This window comes from Sphingomonas baiyangensis (assembly GCF_005144715.1).
Classification (GTDB): Bacteria; Pseudomonadota; Alphaproteobacteria; order Sphingomonadales; family Sphingomonadaceae; genus Sphingomonas; species Sphingomonas baiyangensis.
This window is the reverse complement of record NZ_SWKR01000002.1, coordinates 2,611,264-2,628,416: the sequence shown is the minus strand read 5'-3', so window position 1 is coordinate 2,628,416 and position 17,153 is coordinate 2,611,264. Positions and strand designations below refer to the sequence as shown.

The 17,153-nt window shown below is 64.1% G+C and carries 22 protein-coding genes, 2 tRNA genes and 1 pseudogene; 16 read left to right on the top strand and 9 right to left on the bottom strand.

The window, feature by feature from the left end; genetic code table 11:
• The coding region (locus FBR43_RS15995; protein ID WP_317128333.1) for a glycoside hydrolase family 3 N-terminal domain-containing protein at nt 1-753 on the bottom strand (753 nt) is incomplete at its 3' end.
• A 139-nt stretch (nt 754-892) separates the two neighbouring features.
• On the opposite strand from FBR43_RS15995, the gene FBR43_RS15990 reads away from it, so the two are divergent.
• Both FBR43_RS15990 and FBR43_RS15985 read left to right on the top strand, forming a co-directional pair.
• Nucleotides 893-1,939, top strand: coding sequence for a LacI family DNA-binding transcriptional regulator (locus tag FBR43_RS15990; protein ID WP_136944000.1), 1,047 nt, complete (start codon nt 893-895; stop codon nt 1,937-1,939).
• An 80-nt stretch (nt 1,940-2,019) separates the two neighbouring features.
• Nucleotides 2,020-2,268 (top strand): annotated as a pseudogene (locus FBR43_RS15985) (transposase); the annotation flags it as partial.
• A gap of 63 nt (nt 2,269-2,331) precedes the next feature.
• Here FBR43_RS15985 and FBR43_RS15980 read toward each other — a convergent pair.
• Nucleotides 2,332-2,404 (bottom strand) — tRNA-Ser (locus tag FBR43_RS15980).
• A gap of 108 nt (nt 2,405-2,512) precedes the next feature.
• Here FBR43_RS15980 and FBR43_RS15975 point away from each other — a divergent pair.
• From FBR43_RS15975 to FBR43_RS15925, 11 genes are all read left to right on the top strand, one after another.
• Entirely contained in the window at nt 2,513-3,661 is a 1,149-nt protein-coding gene (locus FBR43_RS15975; RefSeq protein WP_249276640.1) for a tyrosine-type recombinase/integrase, read from the top strand.
• A complete protein-coding gene (locus FBR43_RS15970) occupies nt 3,658-4,143 on the top strand; it encodes a hypothetical protein (protein ID WP_136943997.1) in 486 nt (161 codons plus the stop codon). The genes FBR43_RS15975 and FBR43_RS15970 overlap by 4 nt, the downstream gene beginning before the upstream one ends.
• A 79-nt stretch (nt 4,144-4,222) precedes the next feature.
• Nucleotides 4,223-4,408 carry a helix-turn-helix transcriptional regulator gene (locus FBR43_RS15965; protein ID WP_136943996.1) on the top strand — a complete coding sequence of 62 codons (186 nt, stop codon included), beginning with the start codon at nt 4,223-4,225 and terminating at the stop codon, nt 4,406-4,408.
• On the top strand, nt 4,408-4,725 hold the full coding sequence (locus FBR43_RS15960; protein WP_136943995.1) for a hypothetical protein: 318 nt from the start codon (nt 4,408-4,410) through the stop codon (nt 4,723-4,725). The genes FBR43_RS15965 and FBR43_RS15960 overlap by 1 nt, the downstream gene beginning before the upstream one ends.
• Nucleotides 4,718-4,966, top strand: coding sequence for a hypothetical protein (locus tag FBR43_RS15955; protein WP_136943994.1), 249 nt, complete (start codon nt 4,718-4,720; stop codon nt 4,964-4,966). The genes FBR43_RS15960 and FBR43_RS15955 overlap by 8 nt, the downstream gene beginning before the upstream one ends.
• A complete protein-coding gene (locus FBR43_RS15950; protein ID WP_136943993.1) occupies nt 4,959-5,231 on the top strand; it encodes a hypothetical protein in 273 nt (90 codons plus the stop codon). The genes FBR43_RS15955 and FBR43_RS15950 overlap by 8 nt, the downstream gene beginning before the upstream one ends.
• Before the next feature lie 49 nt (nt 5,232-5,280).
• Complete coding sequence (locus FBR43_RS15945; protein WP_136943992.1) at nt 5,281-5,565, top strand: hypothetical protein; 285 nt, start codon at nt 5,281-5,283, stop codon at nt 5,563-5,565.
• Nucleotides 5,565-7,607 carry an AAA family ATPase gene (locus FBR43_RS15940; protein WP_136943991.1) on the top strand — a complete coding sequence of 681 codons (2,043 nt, stop codon included), beginning with the start codon at nt 5,565-5,567 and terminating at the stop codon, nt 7,605-7,607. Before FBR43_RS15945 ends, FBR43_RS15940 begins: the two co-directional genes overlap by 1 nt.
• Before the next feature lie 313 nt (nt 7,608-7,920).
• Complete coding sequence (locus FBR43_RS15935; RefSeq protein WP_136943990.1) at nt 7,921-8,139, top strand: hypothetical protein; 219 nt, start codon at nt 7,921-7,923, stop codon at nt 8,137-8,139.
• A gap of 92 nt (nt 8,140-8,231) precedes the next feature.
• Complete coding sequence (locus tag FBR43_RS15930) at nt 8,232-9,299, top strand: phage major capsid protein (RefSeq protein ID WP_136943989.1); 1,068 nt, start codon at nt 8,232-8,234, stop codon at nt 9,297-9,299.
• The gene (locus FBR43_RS15925; RefSeq protein WP_136943988.1) at nt 9,296-10,075 is read left to right on the top strand and encodes an HK97 family phage prohead protease; all 780 of its coding nucleotides are present in this window, start codon (nt 9,296-9,298) and stop codon (nt 10,073-10,075) included. Before FBR43_RS15930 ends, FBR43_RS15925 begins: the two co-directional genes overlap by 4 nt.
• A 117-nt stretch (nt 10,076-10,192) precedes the next feature.
• Here FBR43_RS15925 and FBR43_RS16265 read toward each other — a convergent pair whose 3' ends face one another.
• Nucleotides 10,193-10,405, bottom strand: coding sequence for a hypothetical protein (locus tag FBR43_RS16265; RefSeq protein ID WP_212611942.1), 213 nt, complete (start codon nt 10,403-10,405; stop codon nt 10,193-10,195).
• A gap of 63 nt (nt 10,406-10,468) precedes the next feature.
• On the opposite strand from FBR43_RS16265, the gene FBR43_RS16380 reads away from it, so the two are divergent.
• Together FBR43_RS16380 and FBR43_RS15915 are read left to right on the top strand one after the other, a co-directional pair.
• Nucleotides 10,469-11,983: a hypothetical protein gene (locus FBR43_RS16380; RefSeq protein ID WP_212611941.1), complete on the top strand. Its 1,515-nt coding sequence runs from the start codon at nt 10,469-10,471 to the stop codon at nt 11,981-11,983.
• A gap of 26 nt (nt 11,984-12,009) precedes the next feature.
• Nucleotides 12,010-12,186: a hypothetical protein gene (locus FBR43_RS15915; protein WP_169542649.1), complete on the top strand. Its 177-nt coding sequence runs from the start codon at nt 12,010-12,012 to the stop codon at nt 12,184-12,186.
• Nucleotides 12,187-12,925: 739 nt separating this feature from the next.
• Here FBR43_RS15915 and FBR43_RS15910 read toward each other — a convergent pair.
• The 4 genes from FBR43_RS15910 to dapB form a co-directional block, all read right to left on the bottom strand.
• A complete protein-coding gene (locus FBR43_RS15910; RefSeq protein WP_136943986.1) occupies nt 12,926-13,450 on the bottom strand; it encodes a hypothetical protein in 525 nt (174 codons plus the stop codon).
• Nucleotides 13,451-13,518: 68 nt separating this feature from the next.
• Nucleotides 13,519-13,595: transfer RNA gene (locus FBR43_RS15905), tRNA-Arg, on the bottom strand.
• Nucleotides 13,596-13,639: 44 nt separating this feature from the next.
• Nucleotides 13,640-14,302 (bottom strand): endonuclease III, encoded by a 663-nt coding sequence (nth, locus tag FBR43_RS15900; protein WP_136943985.1) that lies wholly within the window; start codon nt 14,300-14,302, stop codon nt 13,640-13,642.
• Nucleotides 14,303-14,309: 7 nt separating this feature from the next.
• Nucleotides 14,310-15,038 carry a 4-hydroxy-tetrahydrodipicolinate reductase gene (dapB, locus tag FBR43_RS15895; protein ID WP_136943984.1) on the bottom strand — a complete coding sequence of 243 codons (729 nt, stop codon included), beginning with the start codon at nt 15,036-15,038 and terminating at the stop codon, nt 14,310-14,312.
• 142 nt (nt 15,039-15,180) lie between these two features.
• On the opposite strand from dapB, the gene FBR43_RS15890 reads away from it, so the two are divergent.
• Nucleotides 15,181-16,341 (top strand): acyl-CoA dehydrogenase family protein, encoded by a 1,161-nt coding sequence (locus FBR43_RS15890; protein WP_136943983.1) that lies wholly within the window; start codon nt 15,181-15,183, stop codon nt 16,339-16,341.
• A gap of 58 nt (nt 16,342-16,399) precedes the next feature.
• On the opposite strand, the gene FBR43_RS16375 is transcribed toward FBR43_RS15890, so the two are convergent.
• Together FBR43_RS16375 and FBR43_RS15885 are read right to left on the bottom strand one after the other, a co-directional pair.
• The gene (locus FBR43_RS16375; protein ID WP_212611940.1) at nt 16,400-16,702 is read right to left on the bottom strand and encodes a hypothetical protein; all 303 of its coding nucleotides are present in this window, start codon (nt 16,700-16,702) and stop codon (nt 16,400-16,402) included.
• Nucleotides 16,703-16,746: 44 nt separating this feature from the next.
• Nucleotides 16,747-17,073 carry a hypothetical protein gene (locus tag FBR43_RS15885; protein WP_169542648.1) on the bottom strand — a complete coding sequence of 109 codons (327 nt, stop codon included), beginning with the start codon at nt 17,071-17,073 and terminating at the stop codon, nt 16,747-16,749.
• Nucleotides 17,074-17,153 lie beyond the last annotated feature (80 nt).

Here is a 17,153-nt window from a genome sequence, read left to right as displayed (position 1 = left end):
GAGGAAATGCTTGGCGGTGGCGATGATGTGGGGGCCGCGCAGCCAGTCGGCATCGCCCACCCTGCCCTGCAACCCCTCGATCAGCGGGCGTGCATACGAGGTCGCGATCTCGGGATGCTCGCCGAACCCCTCATAGGTGCGCCCCCAGCGATCGTCGCGCACTACCGCCAGCGTCGGCGCGAAGGTCCAGTCGAGCCCGGTCACGCGCATCTCGATCGCCGTCACCTCGCCGATGCGACGCATCAGCTCGGGGTTCCGCGCGGCGCCGAGGCCGATATTGTGCGGAAACAGCGTCGCGCCGACGATGTTGTTGTGGCCGTGCACCGCATCCGATCCCCACATCACCGGGATGCGCGGCAGCGTGCCGTTGGGGCGCATCGAGGCGGCGTGGAACGCATCGGCCAGCGCCAGCCACTTGGGCGCAGGCGCATTGTACGCGCCGCTCGGCGTCGAGTTGCCGCCGTTCAGTACCGAGCCCAGATGATAGCGGTGCACGTCCTCGGGCGTCAGGCTGGCGATATCGCCCTGCACCACCTGCCCCACCTTCTGCTCGAGCGACATCGCCCGCAGCAACGCCTCAACCCGAGCCTCGACCGCCGCATCCGCCGTACCGACACGCGCGGGCACCGGCCATGATTGCGGATCGACGGGCGGGGCTGCTTGTTGGGCAGTCGTGGGACTCATCGCGGCAAGCGACAAGAGCGCCACGCTCGCCATCATCGCCGGTCGAACGACCACGCCGCGCCACCCCATCAGTCTTCCTCGCCTAGCTTGTTATGACAACGCTGTCTATGCTTTTATGGCAACGCTGTCAACGTGTGCCTGATAACGTTCGTCCGCTTGTCAGGGCGACACTAACGCATCATCGTGCGCCGGCAGTTCTGGAGGGCCCATGCAGTTTACCGACGTCGAGGAGCGTGGCCGCACGCGTGGGCGCGCGACCATCACCGATGTCGCCGCACTCTCGGGCACCTCGATCAAGACCGTGTCGCGCGTATTCAACGACGAGCCGTTCGTCCGCCCGGCCACGCGCAAGCGCGTACTCGATGCCGCCGCGCAACTCGACTACCACCCAAACATGGCCGCGCGCAGCCTCGTGCGCGGGCGCTCGTTCCTGATCGGGCTGTTCTACGAGAATCCCAGCCCCAATTATGTCGTCGATCTGCAGACGGGGGCGCTCGACCGGCTGCACGACGAGCGCTTCCAGCTATTGCTGTTCCCTTGCGAGAGTGCGGCGAACATGTCGGGCCGGCTGCTCGGCATCGCGCGTGCGTCGGGACTGGAGGGGCTGATCCTCGCGCCGCCGCTCGGCGACGACGCGGCGACGGTCGAGGAACTGACGCAGGCGCGCTTCCCGTTCGTGCGGATCGCGCCGACCACCGCCCCTACCGCCTCGCCCGCCGTCGGCATCGACGACATCGCCGCCGCGCGCGAGATGACGCGGCATCTGCTCGATCTAGGCCATCGCCGGATCGCGTTCGTGCAGGGCGACCCCAATCACCCCTCGAACACGCAGCGCCTTGCGGGCTTTCGCGAAGCGCTGGCCGAACGTCGAATCGTGCACGACGAGGCACTGCTCGACGGCGGGCTCTACACCTTCGAATCTGGTGTTGCCGCCGGCCGCCGCATCTTCGCCGCCGCGACGCGGCCCACCGCGGTGTTCGCCGCCAATGACGACATGGCCGCCGGCGTGCTGCTGGCCGCCAAGGAACGCGGGCTCGACGTGCCCGGGCAGGTCTCGATCGCGGGGTTCGACGACAGCTTAATCTCGCGTGTGGTGTGGCCACAGCTCACCACAATCTGCCAACCGACATATGAAATGGCCAAGCAGGCGACCGGCGTTCTCCTCGCACGGATAGAAAGGCGCGAATTCACCGCCGAAACCCGCCTCGCACACCGATTGCTGATCCGTGCCTCCACCGCGCCCGCGCGCAATTGAGGCGCAATCGACGACTGACGTGAACCCCCGTTTCTTCATCCACCTGGAGCTAGAGACCGGCCGCTCGAAGGGACGAAGAGATGAAGTGGAAGCAGTTCTTGGAAGAGCAGATGCTTGGCATCCTGAAGGAGGCTAAGGCGGGCGCTGTGGTGACGAAGCTTTGCCGGCGACACCGTCTGTCGAGCGCGACGTACTCTGTGTGGAAGGCGAAGTTCGGCGGGTCGGAGGTGACCGACGCGAAGCGGCTCCGTGCCCTTGAGGAGAACGCCCGGCTCGAGCGCTTGCTGGCGGATGCGATGCTCGACAACGCAGGTCTGAAGGATCTGCTGTCGCACATAAATCGCCAGCCCGGCTAAAGCCGGTCTCGTCTGTGCCGCTAAGTCACTGATTTGTGGCGCACCCGACAGGATTCGAACCTGTGACCTCTGCCTTCGGAGGGCAGAAAAGAGCCATCTAGCTGGACGCCATTGAACGACAGAGCCCGCAGAAAACCTTGACTTTTCGTCCGATACGATCCAGCATTTTCCGACCACGTTTTTCGTACTTTTTACGTACGGAATGAAAGGGCGGCGAATGGACCTTAGCAAGGTAAAGGATCGCGAGGCTTTGAAGGCGCGCCGCGAGCCATATTGGCATCGCATCCGGCCGGGCTGCTTTATCGGCTATCGGCCATCCGCAAAAGGCGGCGCGGGGACGTGGATCGCCCGGTCGTACGACGAGCAAACGAACGGATACAAGCTGAAGGCGCTAGGCGATTTCGGCGACCAGCCAAGCCGCGAGCGGTTCGCTACCGCAAAAACGGAGGCCGAGGCATACGCGACCCGCATCGAAAGCGGCGGCGAGTTGAAGGTCGAAACCGTCGAACAGGCTTGCCGGAAATATGCTGAAAGCCGCGCCGAAGCCGAGGCGCGCTTCAGGCGCTATGTATATCCTGACGCGATCGCCAAGGTGAAGTTGGCGAAGCTTAGGCGGCATCATCTGACGGCATGGCGTGAACGGCTGCAATCGACCCCCGCGCTGGTCAGTCGCCGGAAAGAGGGCGAGGCCGCGACCCGACCGCGCGCGGCAGCTTCGATCAATCGTGACATGACTGTTCTACGAGCGGCGCTAAATCGCGTGCTGGCTCCGGGCACGCCCGACACTGAGGCGGCTTGGCAAGAGGCTCTACGACCTATCAGGAACGCCGATCGGCAACGCACGCTCTATCTCGACCGAACACAGCGCAAAGCCCTGCTAGCGGCGCTCCCTGCTGACGCCGAGCCGTTCTTTCGCGCCATGTGCCTCCTGCCACTACGGCCCGGAGCTGTCGCCAGTCTGACGGCTGGCAACTTCGACAAGCGCACGTCCGAGCTGTCTATCGGTCGTGACAAAAGCGGCAAGCCGCGCCGTATCCTTTTGCCGCCCGTCGCGGCCAACCTGTTCGCCGAACAGGCAAAAGGAAAGCTCCCGGCAGCGCCCCTATTTATGCGGGCAAATGGGGCCGCGTGGGAAAAGAATAGCTGGAAGCTGCCCATTGCGGCGGCGGCCAAGGCAGCGAACCTACCCGCCGGCGTCACTGCGTACACGCTTCGACATAGCACCATCACCGACTTGGCGACCGGCGACCTGTCGCTGCTGACGATCGCGCAAATTAGCGATACCAGTGTTGAAATGATCGAGCGCCACTATGGACATCTGATCCGAACAGCCGCGACCGAGGCACTGGCGGGGCTAGCACTATGAGCGGCGGCGAAAAGCCAAATATTGTCACGGCTGGATGGGCGTTTGAAAGCCTTACCACCGGCATCGAAAGTACCGACACGCTCAAGGCGTACGTGAAAGAGATACTCGCCTTTACCGATCAGAAAAACATATTCGAAACCGAAGGCCGGGCAGCGCAAATACTGTGCGAGCACATGCGAATTCTGTGCGTGGCGCTCGACATGGCACTGGACGACGACGCTGATACGGAAATGCGTATCGTGTTCAAGAAGCGAAAGCGTGGGCCTAAGCGAAAACTTAGGGCCGATTTGGTCGATGTCCGAAGAGTGTTCAATCAGGCCGCCGAGGCTTTGGACTCGGGCGATAATTTCGAGGCGGTGCTGTCGGAAGCGATGCAATCTAGCGGGTTGGGTCGAACCGAGTGTGTCGAATGGATCGCTTCCCGGCGGCGAGCACGGAAGCTTACTCTGCAACTCGCGCGGAACGCTATTTACGACAAATAGGCGCACTGCAAACTTGTAGCCATCGCGCGTTCCATGCGTAGTGTTCGTGTCGTCCAAGTAAACATTGGAGGACGACACAATGCAGCTACTTCGATTGCCCGACGTGATGGCGCGCACTGCGCTATCGCGATCCGCAGTTTATGATCTTATGGCGGCGGGTCAGTTCCCGCGCCCGGTGAAGATCGGCGGGCGCTTGAACGCTTGGCCGAACGCAGAAATCGACGCGTGGATTGAAACCCGCATTGCAGCGCGGGAGGCCGCGTGATGCCACAAGAAAACCCCCACCGCGGCGCGGCAGGGGCTTCCGTTGTCAACCTGGCCGGCGACACGGAAACCACTACCAACCCCACCCGGCATCATCAAGACGAGCTTTGGAGCATCATTAGCGCGACCTGCCAACTGGAGGCGCTCGGACAGGCGCTCACGAACGCGCTCGACGACTGGGAGCCAGCCGAGGGCGCGCGGCCGATGGAGTTGCGCGCGCAGAACATCGCCACGCACATCGCCGATATGGTCGAGGCGCAGGCCCGTACGATCGCTGAACGGCTGACCAAGCTGGAATTGGCGGTGCGTCATGGCTGACCAGACAAGCACCGAACGCTTCGCAAGCTTCGACCTCGACGTAATGGATCAACTGCGCGCACACATGGATATCGTGCATACGCTGATCGACGTCGCTGCCGAGCATGTGGACCACGAACCGAACCGCGCATCAAACCTGATCTATGCCGCGATCGAGATATGGAAGGCTGTCGATCGCGAAGCGGGCGACATTCACGACGCGCTTTGCCGCGTTCGGGAAGCGGAGGCCGCACATGGGTAAGGCCCTCCCCTTCCGCTTGCGCAATGCCGTCGAGGCGGAAATCGAGCAGCATCTGTCGCGCGTCGAAATCCTGATCGCACGCCTCGACCGCATCGATCCTGACCCGGACCTAGAGGACGACGACCCCGACACGTCGGTCGAGGACGACCCGCGCGGCTTCGATCCTGAAACCGACGTTTGCGAGGCCGGCGACGACGGGTGTGGCTTCCACATGCTGGGTGGGCATAGCGGCTGGGGCGCCGACAGCGACGAGGACGCCGTATGAACCGGCCGCGCATAGTCGGCACGCTTCGCTTGCGCAGCGGGGGTGCGGCATGAGCCATATCATTCCGTTCCCGGCGCGGCGCTCGGATCGTCACGGCACGGTGCATGTGTTTGGCGACCGTATCGAGGGCTTCACCGTGTCGCACGAGAGTGCGTCGGGCGATAGCTGGGGTGGCGCGATCGGCCCGTTCGATCGCGGGCAGGACGCCATTGCCGCCGCCTATGCGCTGAACCGCGATGAATACGGCGGCCAGTGCGATGTGTTCATCTGCGATGCCGCACGCACTGACGCCTGCCCTGACGTTGGCTTCGCGACCTATCCGGGGGAGTTCTGATGACCCCTTATGGCGAGGCGGCTTTGAACGCAGAAGTCGCGGCGGTTCGTTCGATCGGAAGCGGCGGGCGTAATGCTCAACTCAACCGATCGGCGTTCGCGGTCGCTCAATTGGTCGCTGGCGAGCAGCTTGATCCTGATCCCGCGCGGCGCGCCCTGTACGACGCAGCGAACGAAACCGGGCTGGATCGGAAGGAAATCGAGGCGACGCTGGCGAGTGGCTGGAAAGCCGGCCTGGCAAACCCCCGCTATCCTTATCACGATGCAGGCGGGCGCGTGCTGTACGCCAAGACGCGCCTCGACCGTCCGAAGCAGAAGTATGGCTATGAGCATCCCGACGGTGCGGGCGGATGGAAGCCCGGCCGAGGCGATGCCGAGCCGGTGCCCTACCGCTTACCGGACCTTATCGCCGCGCCGAAAGACGCGATCATCTACATGGCCGAGGGCGAGAAGCAGGCGGACAAGCTCGCGAGCTGGGGCCTAGTTGCCACGTCGAGCAAGGACTGGAAGGGTTTCGAGTTCGCACGATACGTGACGGGGCGGACAGCCGTGATACTGCCCGATAACGACCCCGAGGGGACGCGCATCGCCGTGGCGGCGAAGGAAGCTGTCGAGCGTGCCGATGGCACGGCGCTGATTGTCGATCTACCCGGGCTGCCCGCCAAGGGCGACATTATGGACTGGAACGGTAGCGCAGACGATCTGGCGGCACTGGTCAAGGCTGCGATCGACGCACCCGGCGACACGTTCGACATTGCCGACTTGAGCGCTTGGGCAGCGACCGCACCGACGCCCAAGGCGTTTGTGATGGCGCCCTTCATCCCGCGCGACGAGGTCGTCATCATCACCGGGGACGGGGGCGCGAACAAGTCGACGCTGGCGCTTCAGATAAGCGCCTGCGCGGCGGCTGGGCGCCCTATGCTGGGCATGGACGTGGCACCCGGCCCGGCGCTTTACGTCACGGCCGAGGACGACCAGCGCGAAAACCATTGGCGGCTCGCCAAGATAGCCGACGCGATCGGCACGACGCTGCCCGCGCTCGCGGGGAAGCTCCACGTTGTCAGCCTGCGCGGGCGCCTGAACAACGAGCTGGCGACCTTCGACGGCGCGGGCACGCTGCGCGCCACACCCGCCTATGCAATGCTGCGCGCGACGATCAAGGCGACCGGCGCCAAGCTGGTGACGCTCGACAACGTGGCGCATCTGTTCGCCGGCAACGAGAATGATCGCGGTCAGGTCACGGCGTTCATCAACCTCTTGTACCGGCTATGCGGCGACCTGGGCGTGACGATCCTGTTGATCGCCCACCGCAACAAGGCTGGTGACAGCTTTTCCGGCTCGACGGCCTGGTTGAACGCAGTGCGGTCGCAGGTGCTCTTGGAGCGCACCGACGAGCACGACCCCGACGCGCGCGCGCTGAGCCTGGGCAAAGCCAACTACGCACGTGCGGGCGAACCGGTGGCGTTCCGCTGGCATGACTTCGCGCTTGTGCGTGATGAAGATTTGCCGAAATCGGTGCGCGCAGAAATCGAGTCTGTGGCGCGAGACTCCAAGGTCAACAGCCTCTTTGTCGAGCTGCTGGATAAGACCCGCGATGAACGACGTGCCGTGTCCGCAAGCCGGGCTGCTCGCAACTACGCGCCGCGCGTATTCGAGGCGATGACAGGTGCCAAGGGCACGAAAGCCGCTGCCTTTGAGGCTGCCTTAGAGCGGCTTTTGCACCTAGGCGAAATCGTTGCCGAAGGCCGCGTTTTCCAGCGCCAGAACCGGCAATGGGTAACGGGCATCACGCGCGCCGAGGGTGCACCAACCATTGCACCAACCATGCACCAACCAGATGCTCCCGAGCGCACCAACCAACACCACCAACCCGCACCGTGCACACACCCTATATCTAAAGATATACCGGGCGCGGCCACTAGGGCCGCCGCGCCCGCTTCCTGGAAGGTAGGCACCGCCGGCAAGCGCGACCTTGGCGTGCCGATATTTGCGCCGGGGGAGACTGGCGACGAGCCTGTTCCCGGCTGGGACGACTTCGAGTGACGGGGGGCGAGGCGCACCTCTGGCCCGAGCGACTGGAAACCGGCGCGGGACTGAATTTCACACATCCACAATTGAGAGTTCAACAAATGGCCAACCCGCGCACCCCGGTCGCCACGGACCGCGCCATAGGGGGGTGGATCGCGCGCCGAACACCGCCGGACGGGAAACCGGCGCGGAAATCGATCTTCAACGCTAACACAGTTTTTCGCCCGCGTTCACGCGCGCGCGCGTGCGCTAGGCGGCGCGCCTGATGCGCTGCTGTCCACATTGCGGCGGCTCTGGCACGCTTCCCGATGCGGACGAAGGCGCCCGCGTGTCGGTCGAGGCTATGCGCGCGACGTGCATTGAAAACGGGTGGACGATCACACCAGACGACCGGGTGCGTCGCGACATTGCTGCAAAGCTGATTGACCGCGCGCCAAAGACGCTGGCCAATACAGTTGGCACCGATCGGCATATCCCGAGCGTGAAGCGAGCCGGCGGAGCCTATTATCGCCTGTCCGACTTGAGCGACTACACCGCGCGCAGCTAAGTTTTTAGCCCGATAGTTCCCGATCGTTCCCGACGCTTCCTTTCGCGAAGGCGCCGAAGCTGCAACAGCTTGGCCATGATGGAGGGCGTTGCATGACGGCAATGATGAAGGGTTCGGCGTTTCTGCGCATGGCGATCGCCAAGGCGGTGACGCGCGGCAACGGGATTGAAACGGCCGAATATGCGGCTTCGCGCTGGGGCGAAGGATCGCAACCGGCCCGGCTGCTGAAGGCGACCGTTGCCAGCGGCGCGACCGTCAGCGACGCTTGGGGCGAGGAGCTTGTCAGCGAATACGCTGCCGTAGCCGCTGACTTTCTCGGGCTGGTGCGGCAACAGTCGATCATCGGCCGGCTGACGGGCCTTCGCCGCGTTCCGCTGCGCGTGCCCGTTCTGGCGATCACGAGCGGCGCCACGCCCGCTTGGGTGCCCGAAGGCGCTGCGATGCCGCTCACGTCGATGCAGTTTCAGCGGCGCACGCTCGAGGCGCTGCGCATCGCCGCAATGACTGTCGCCACGGAAGAATTGCTTACCAGCGCCGACCCGGCCGCCGAGGCGAGCATCCGCGCCGACCTGGTGCGTGCGATCATGGAAGCGAGCGACACCGCGTTCATCGACCCGGCCAACGCTGGCGTTGCGGACGAAATGCCGTCGTCGGTCACGAATGGCCTGACACCTGTTGAAGCGAACCCAGCCGGCAGCTTCAAGGCCGATTTGGAGCGGCTGGTCGCGAGCTTCGGCGGCGATCTGACAACCGCGGTACTGGTGGGCAAGCCCGAGTTGCTGGTGCAGCTATCGGGCGCCGATTACCCGAACGTAGGCGCGCGCGGCGGTGAAATCGCCGGCATCCCCGCCATCGCTTCGCGCTCGATGCCGAACGACGGTGACGGGAATTACCAGCTCGCGCTGATCGACCCGACCGGCATTGCCTATGCCGCCGATGACGTGGGCGCCGAAATCCGCGCCAGCTCGCAGACAACGGTGCAGATGCTCGACAACCCGACGATGGACAGCACCACGCCAACCGCGACCACCACGGTTTCGCTATGGCAGGTCAATGCGGTCGCCATCGCCGCGATGATCCGCGAGAATTGGCGCGTCGAGCGTGCCGGTTCGGTGGCGCTGCTTTCGGGCATCGCGCCTAGCGAGGAGCCGGCATCGTGAACCGGGCCTATTCGCTCATCACCATCACGAAGGCCGATGATGGCGACCGCACCATCTCGGGCCTTGCGACCACGCCTAGCGTCGATCGCCAAGGCGATGTCGTGGAGCCGCTCGGCGCCATGCTCAAGCTGCCCTTGCCGCTGCTGCTTGACCACAACCATACCAGCGCAGTTGGTTCGGTTGTCGAGGCCGAGCCGACGAAAGGCGGCATCCGCTTTCGCGCCAAGATTGCCAAGGTGACGACGCCCGGCCCGGTCAAGGAGCTGGTTGACGGCGCTTGGGATATGATCCGCGCGGGGCTGCGCACGGCGGTCAGCATCGGGTTTCGCCCGATCAAGAGCGAGTTCATGGACAACGGCGGTATGCGGTTCCTGCAATGGGAATGGCACGAGTTGAGTCTCGTGGCGGTGCCGGCGAACCGGGATTGCACGATCGCCGAGGTGAAGGCGCTCGATGCGAGGCTGCGCGCTGCCAACCCCCGCCCGGTGCGTGTCGTGCGGCTGTCAGATCCAGTTCGGACGATTGGGCGCGATCAATCCACGGCGCTTGTCGAGCGGACGGCCGGCGCGATTGCGCGAGCGCATCCAGTCGTGCGGCTCGACCAGCCGGTTAGCCATGCGCTGCTGAAATGGGCCGAGCAACCGCCAGCCCCGGCGCCTGACGGTATCAGCCGCGACTTTCATCTTTCAACCGAGGCGCTGGTGCAGGTCGCGCAGACGACCGACGAGTGCCTGCACCAGCTTCACGAGCGCATTTCCGCGCTTGAGACGAGATAGGTCCAACGACGGACCTTGGGGAAGCGCGGCCCGCGTTGGGGTATCCAAACGCGCTTCCCCTCAACCTTCACGGCATAGGGGGCCGGCATGGCTAAAGGCGGCGGTACAGGCGTAGTTCTAGGCCATCTGCGCTATATCCTGAGCTTCGATAGCCTCGCTTTTGAAAAGGGCATTGGCGACACCGACAAGCGCCTGAAGGCCGCGCAGCGGTCGATGGAGAAGGCCGGCAAAGCGATGCAGGGGATCGGCGCCAAGCTGTCGATCGGCCTGACCGCGCCGCTTGCCGCGATCGGAACCGCCGCGCTCGGCAGCGCGCGCGAAATGGCGCAAAGCGCGAGCGAGATCACCCGCCTTGCGAACATGGCCGGCGCATCGTCCGAGCAATTCCAGCGCATGGCCTATGCCGCGCAGACGGTAGGCATCGAACAGGACAAGCTCGGCGATATCCTGAAGGACGTGCGCGACCGGGTGGGCGACTTCCTGCAAACCGGCGGCGGCCCGATGGCCGACTTCTTCGAGAAGGTGGCGCCCAAGGTTGGCATCACCGCCGAGGCGTTTCGCAATCTGAGCGGCCCCGACGCGCTGCAACTGTTCGTGTCTTCGCTGCAAAAGGCCGGTCTGAACGCCAACGAGATGACGTTCTACATGGAAGCGATGGCGAGCGACGCCACGCTCCTGTTGCCGCTGCTTCAGGACAACGGGAAGGCTTTGGCCGAGCTGGGGCGCCAAGCGCAGCCAATGACGGCCGAGGATATCGCACGCTTCAAGGAATACACTGACGCGCAGCGCCAGATGGACAAGGCGATGCAGGGCCTGACGATCACGCTAGTCCGTAGCGGGCTGCTGAACAGCCTGACGAAGATGGTACAGCAATTCACCGATCTGGCGGCGCGCTTGTCGCAATCGAACCCCGAAACGGTCAAATGGGGTATCGCCATCGCTGGCGTGTCGGCGGCGCTCGGGCCTGCCCTGATCGCCGTGGGCGGCTTGGTTAGCTCTATGCGGCTGCTGCTGCCGTTGTTCGGTCCTGGCAAAGTCGGCGCAATGGCATTGGGCGTGGCGTTCCGGTTCATGCTCGGGCCGATCGGGCTGGTAGCAACCGCTGTCGGGGCGGCGGTCTATGCGTTCAAGAATTGGGACCAGATCAAGCCCTACATCGATCGCGCGCTAGGCTGGGTACGTGGGCTGTACGAGGGCGTGAAAACTTGGTTGCTCGACAAGATGGGCGCCGTTGTCGCGGGCGTGACAAAGCGCGTGGCTGCGATGGTGAAGCCATTTCGAGACGCCTACATCGCTGTTGTCGGCAATAGCTGGGTGCCCGATATGGTGGACGGCATCCGCGATCATTTTGCGCGCTTGCAGGGCGTGATGGTCGATCCGTCGATCGCGGCCAACGATAACGTTGCGAGCAGCTTCGAGAGCACCGCCCGATCGGTTACGCAATCGATTCAGTCGATGGTCAACGCCATCAAGGCCGGCGACATTGGTGGGCTGTTCGGCGGCATCCTCGATACGTTGGGCGCGCTGGGCGTGCTCAAGGGGCCATCGGCTGAAAGCCTGCTTGCGAAGGGCAACGGCATCACCAGTGCGGACGCCGTGGCGCTGCCCGGCTTCGCCAATGGCGGTGCGATGAAGCTTGGCGGGTTCGGCGGCGTCGATACCAATGTGCTGTCGCTGAACGGGCGCGGCATCGCTCGCGTGTCGCGCGGCGAAAACATGTATATCGATCCGGGCAAGGGGGGGGCTCGGCAGCGGCAGACCATCGTGCAGGTTGCTGTTGAGGAGGGCGCTTTGTTCCGCCCGGTCGTCACCGCCATCGCGGGCGATGTTTCGACCCGGAACACCCAAAGCGCGCAGATGGCGCAGATGAAGGCACAGCGCCGCGCGATGGGCGGTCGCGGCCGATGATGGGGACGGTCACTCTAGAGCGCGCGGTGGGCAACCTGTTCACGGTTACAATCGAGCCGATGCAGCCGGGGATGCAGCGCACGCACAACTGCATCGGCTATTCGTATGGACTGGGCTTCGCGGCTCGGGTTGCTGCCGGTTACGGGTTCCGCCTGATCGACCGCGAGGTCGAACGTATAGGGTGCGGTGGTGAAGCGCCCTAACCCCATCCAGATCGAGGCCGCGATCCTTACTGCGCTTATGGTCGCGGCGCTCGCATCGCTCTTGGCTTGAAGGTAAGGGGCCGCCAGTTTCCCGACGACCCCCGTTCCGGCTTCTGCCGTTACCTTGGAGGCAAGCCGGTAACGTGATTTCCACGCTTCCCGGTCTTAATCTCCGACACGCGGCCCTGATTGCCCCCATAGTCCGCCGCGATATCATGCTGCTTTTCGCCCGCACGAATGCGGGTCCAAATATCAGCTATCGCTGCATCGCTGAGAGGGTATCGCTTACGCCGCTTAGGCGGCTTCGGAAGGTTTGCCATTTCTTCATCCTTAGCTGGCAAACGACCGGACTTGACGGCACGAACCTAAGCGTTAGACGTTGCCGCCATACACTGGGGTTCATCCCGCTCTCGCGTTCCGGACTGGTATCCCGCGAGAGTTGCCCCCGATCAGAAACCCCGGCGCCTGCCAGCGCTGGGGTTTCGTCGTCTCGGGGGACAACCATCTTTCAGTTAAGTCAAAAAGGGATAGCGGCGCAACAAGAGTCTTGCGCACCGTGTCCAACCGCCTCGATTTTGCCCGTAGAGGGGCCTTACAGCGCGTTTTCGAGGGCTGAGGCCATCAGGGAGCCGGATTGCCTCCGGACGACTCCTGACGGCTTCTTGGCGAGCAATCCAAGCATCGAGTGCGGCGCGCGTATCGGGGCGTGTATCGCGAGGTGCTAAGCTGATCTCGCAAATCAATATGAAGGAAAAAAGAATTTGTGGACTAGCTCGATCGCCTTCGAAATTATCGCGCCAATCACAATCAGCGTGAAAGAAAAAAAGAACTTATGACGCTCTGTCCACGGTATTGACCGTGGCGCTGTCCAACCGCTTGCATAGTCGTCAAACTTTTGAAGTATTTTCTTATTGGCACGACCTATCTCCCTTTCGATCGAACCGTCACTGACGCCTGAAACCTCAATCGCTCGCTGAAGTATCGCGCGTGCTGCATTCAGGTGAACCTGCAATGCGATCCGCGCTTGTGAGGTATACTCGTTCCAGCGCCTTCCGCGCCCATTCACATGGGTAGAGATTCGCGACAGACATTCATCCATAAAGAGTGCCGTTTGCGTTTCGTACGAAGCGATCGCTCTTTTGAAGGTCGCTCCCGATCTCAACAAACCCCGCTGGGCGTGATCGGCTATAATCCCTCCAACATCGTTGCGAATGGCTATTCGCGCATCCTCGAACGCCGCGAGTGCATGGGATTTCACGTCCATACGCTTTGAGCTTTCCTCCGTACTAATTGCGTACGTCAAAGCCGAGCTACTTCTAAGTGATTGAAAACTGGCGCACCCGACAGGATTCGAACCTGTGACCTCTGCCTTCGGAGGGCAGCGCTCTATCCAGCTGAGCTACGGGTGCCTGAGCGTTCGCCTAGCAAAGCATTGCGGGCCGCGCCAGTGGGTTCAGCCGGGCTTGCGCGCGCGTTCGGCGGGCGGCGGGGTCTTGGGGCGGTAGCGGCACAGATCGGCCACGGGGCAGCGCCAGCATTCGGGCGTGCGCGCCTTGCAGATGTAGCGGCCGTGCAGGATCAGCCAGTGATGCGCGTGCAGGCGGAAGGGCTGCGGCACGCGCTTCTCGAGCTTCTGCTCGACCGCCAGCACCGTCTTGCCCGGCGCCAGGCCCGTGCGGTTGCCGACGCGGAAGATGTGCGTGTCGACGGCGAAGGTCTCGTGTCCGAAGGCGCAGTTGAGCACGACATTGGCGGTCTTGCGGCCGACGCCGGGCAGCGCTTCCAGCGCGGCGCGATCCTCGGGCACTTCGCCGCCATGCCGCTCGATCAGCGTCTGCGACAGCGCGATCACGTTCTTCGCCTTGGTGTTGAACAGCCCGATCGTCTTGATGTGCGCCTTCAGCCCCTCTTCGCCCAGCGCGACCATCTTTGCGGGCGTATCGACCTCGGCGAACAGCGCGCGCGTCGCCTTGTTGACGCCCACATCGGTCGCCTGCGCCGAAAGCGCCACCGCCACCAGCAATGTGTAGGCGTTGACATATTCGAGCTCGGTCTCGGGCGCCGGATTGGCCTCGGCCAGCCGCGCGAAGAACTCGACGATCGCCGCGCGGTTCATCGCCGCCTCAAAGGCCCAGCACCTGGTCCATCGTGTAGCGCCCGGCGGGCTGGCCCGCGAGCCACAGCGCCGCCTGCACCGCGCCGCGCGCAAAGATCGCGCGATCCTCGGCGCGGTGCGCCAGTTCGATGCGCTCTCCGTCGCCCGCCAGCACCACCATGTGATCGCCCACCACGCTGCCGCCGCGCAGGCTGGCGAAGCCGATCGTGCCGCGTGCGCGTGCGCCCACCAGCCCCGCGCGCCCCTCGACGCTGCAATCGGCAAGGCTGAGCCCACGCCCCTCGGCGGCCGCCTCGCCCAGCATCAGCGCGGTGCCCGATGGCGCGTCGACCTTGTCGCGGTGATGCATCTCGGCGATCTCGATGTCCCAGTCGGGCCCCAGCCGACGCGCGGCATCGCGCACCAGCGCCGAGAGCAAAGCGATGCCGAGCGAGGTATTGCCCGTCTGCAATATCGCGATGTCGCCGGCGGCGGCGTCGATCATGGCGTGGTGGCGGTGCTGCAGTCCGGTGGTGCCGATGACGATCGGCGTCGAGGCCGCGCGCGCGGCGGCCAGATGCGCCTCTAGCGCGGCGGGCGCCGAGAAATCGACGAGCACGTCGGCATTGCGCGCCACGGGCACCGGATCGTCGCCCGCATCGGCGCCGCCGGCATGGATCGCGTCGAGCGCGGGCATCGCCGCGACGATCGCCTGCCCCATGCGCCCCAGGCTGCCATAGATGCCGATCCGGTTCATGCGTGCTCCTTGCCCTGCCCTGCTGCGTGCCTTTTGCAGAAACCCTAGCGGTGGGACAGCGCCAAGACGACCCGTTGCACTTTGCAATGCTTCGCTTAGGCTGCCGCTGCCCCGACAAGAGGGCGAGCAAACGGAGAGCCCCATGCGCCTGTCGTTCCCGCAGCCCGCCTTCATGGACGATCCCGAGCTGCGCATGTTCGCCGATTCGGTCGGCCTCTTCCTCGATCGCAACGCCCCGCCCGAGCGCACCGCGCGCTGGCGCGAGGCGGGCGAGGTCGAGCGCGATTTCTGGCGCGAGGCGGGGCAGGCGGGGCTGCTCGGCGTATCGGTGCCCGCCGAATATGGCGGCCAGGGCGGCGATTTCCGCCACGATCTGGTGGTGGTCGATCAGGTGACGCGCAAGGGCGTCGACGGGTTCGCCGCCAGCCTGCACAATGTCATCGTCACGCCCTACATCCAGCTCCACGGCACCGAGGAGCAGAAGCGCCGCTGGCTGCCTTCGCTGTCGAACGGCGAGCGCGTGGCGGCGATCGCGATGAGCGAGCCGGGCGCCGGCAGCGACCTCCAGGCGATCCGCACCACGGCGCTCAAGGACGGCAACGGCTATCGCATCAACGGCGCCAAGACCTTCATCTCGAACGGCGCGATCGCCGACCTGATCGTGGTGGTCGCCAAGACCGATCCGTCGCTGGGCGCCAAGGGCGTGTCGCTGCTGGTGGTCGAGCCGCACGAGGCCGAAGGCTTCCGCCGCGGCCGCAAGCTCGACAAGATCGGCAACGACGCGCAGGATACCAGCGAGCTGTTCTTCGACGATGTGTGGGTGCCCGCACAGAACCTGCTCGGCGCCGAGGAAGGTCGCGGCTTCGCGCAGCTGATGGCCGAGCTGCCGCGCGAACGGCTGCTCATCGCCATCACCAGCGCGATCGTGATGGAAAAGGCATTGGAGACGACGATCGCCTATGTCCGCGATCGCAAGGCGTTCGGCCAGCCGCTGTTCGACTTCCAGAACACCCAGTTCACGCTCGCCGGGCTGGCGGCGAAGGCGCGCGTGGTGCGCAGCTTCGTCAACGAATGTATCGATGCGGCGGTGGCGGGCACGCTCGACGGGCCGACCTCGGCGATCGCCAAGCTGCAGGCCACCGAAACCGAATGGGAAGTCGTCGACGCCTGCCTGCAGCTGCACGGCGGCTATGGCTATGTGAACGACTATCCCATCGCGCGCATGTTCCGCAATTCGCGCGTCAGCCGCATCTATGGCGGATCGAGCGAGATCATGAAGCTGCTCATCGCGCGCGCGCTGTAGGTGGCGAAGCTATGGACAGCCGCTTTTGGCGCAGCGGCTGAATGGCCGTTATGGGCAGTTAGCGGTCATTGGACTGCGAAAATGACCAACGCCGCAGCGCATAACCTAAAGCAACGAACAGTAACCCGCCCCCAACAAAGAGGGCAACGACACTCGCTATCTCAACGTCAGTAGCCGCTGTTCCTGTATCCTTGTTTTGGATCGGAACGCCATAAGCAAAGTGTGCGACAGCCATGGCTATGGCGAGTAACGCCAGAAGTGAGCCTACGGCCATCCAACCTCTTGCAATACGGCGCGCCAAGCTAGGCTGCTTGCCTAGTTCGCGCAAAACACCTTGGGGAGTGACTGGCGGCATCTTCATTAGAATGGATCTACGCTATCCCGCAGAATGTTCGCAATTGGGCGCTAGCTACCGTTCGCAACCACGGTCGCCTCGCCGATGAAGCGACCTTCCCACAGATAGAAGCGACCCGCTTTTTCGATCGCTGCTACCGCCGTCTCAGGCGCAAGAAATACAAAGCCCAGCTGTCGTCGCTCACCCGCTTCCAGCGGTTGGTCGCGAAGCAACGGAAGCGCGTCATAACCTTGTCGCGGCTCGGCCTTACACACCATCACTGGACAGGCCCAGCCCGGCTGAGCGGGGCTGCTCCTGCCACCATCCGCCACGTCGTACATTCGAACGTCCGCTACGACCTGAGGAACAGCCTCACGCTGGATGTCGATTCTGCCCATGGTCGCATTTTGTGGCGCGCGCGAGATGTTCGCAAGTGGGGCGATAGCGGACAGGCAGCTTTCGGCGCAGTGCCAGCCCG

Bases quoted from the DNA above. Each gene is read 5' to 3' on its own strand.
- FBR43_RS15990 (WP_136944000.1), top strand. From the start codon at position 893: ATGCAGTTTACCGACGTCGAGGAGCGTGGCCGCACGCGTGGGCGCGCG.
- FBR43_RS15975 (WP_249276640.1), top strand. From the start codon at position 2,513: ATGGACCTTAGCAAGGTAAAGGATCGCGAGGCTTTGAAGGCGCGCCGC.
- FBR43_RS15970 (WP_136943997.1), top strand. From the start codon at position 3,658: ATGAGCGGCGGCGAAAAGCCAAATATTGTCACGGCTGGATGGGCGTTT.
- FBR43_RS15965 (WP_136943996.1), top strand. From the start codon at position 4,223: ATGCAGCTACTTCGATTGCCCGACGTGATGGCGCGCACTGCGCTATCG.
- FBR43_RS15960 (WP_136943995.1), top strand. From the start codon at position 4,408: ATGCCACAAGAAAACCCCCACCGCGGCGCGGCAGGGGCTTCCGTTGTC.
- FBR43_RS15955 (WP_136943994.1), top strand. From the start codon at position 4,718: ATGGCTGACCAGACAAGCACCGAACGCTTCGCAAGCTTCGACCTCGAC.
- FBR43_RS15950 (WP_136943993.1), top strand. From the start codon at position 4,959: ATGGGTAAGGCCCTCCCCTTCCGCTTGCGCAATGCCGTCGAGGCGGAA.
- FBR43_RS15945 (WP_136943992.1), top strand. From the start codon at position 5,281: ATGAGCCATATCATTCCGTTCCCGGCGCGGCGCTCGGATCGTCACGGC.
- FBR43_RS15940 (WP_136943991.1), top strand. From the start codon at position 5,565: ATGACCCCTTATGGCGAGGCGGCTTTGAACGCAGAAGTCGCGGCGGTT.
- FBR43_RS15930 (WP_136943989.1), top strand. From the start codon at position 8,232: ATGACGGCAATGATGAAGGGTTCGGCGTTTCTGCGCATGGCGATCGCC.
- FBR43_RS16380 (WP_212611941.1), top strand. From the start codon at position 10,469: ATGGCCTATGCCGCGCAGACGGTAGGCATCGAACAGGACAAGCTCGGC.
- FBR43_RS15910 (WP_136943986.1), bottom strand. From the start codon at position 13,450: ATGGACGTGAAATCCCATGCACTCGCGGCGTTCGAGGATGCGCGAATA.
- nth (WP_136943985.1), bottom strand. From the start codon at position 14,302: ATGAACCGCGCGGCGATCGTCGAGTTCTTCGCGCGGCTGGCCGAGGCC.
- dapB (WP_136943984.1), bottom strand. From the start codon at position 15,038: ATGAACCGGATCGGCATCTATGGCAGCCTGGGGCGCATGGGGCAGGCG.
- FBR43_RS15890 (WP_136943983.1), top strand. From the start codon at position 15,181: ATGCGCCTGTCGTTCCCGCAGCCCGCCTTCATGGACGATCCCGAGCTG.
- FBR43_RS16375 (WP_212611940.1), bottom strand. From the start codon at position 16,702: ATGAAGATGCCGCCAGTCACTCCCCAAGGTGTTTTGCGCGAACTAGGC.
- FBR43_RS15885 (WP_169542648.1), bottom strand. From the start codon at position 17,073: ATGGGCAGAATCGACATCCAGCGTGAGGCTGTTCCTCAGGTCGTAGCG.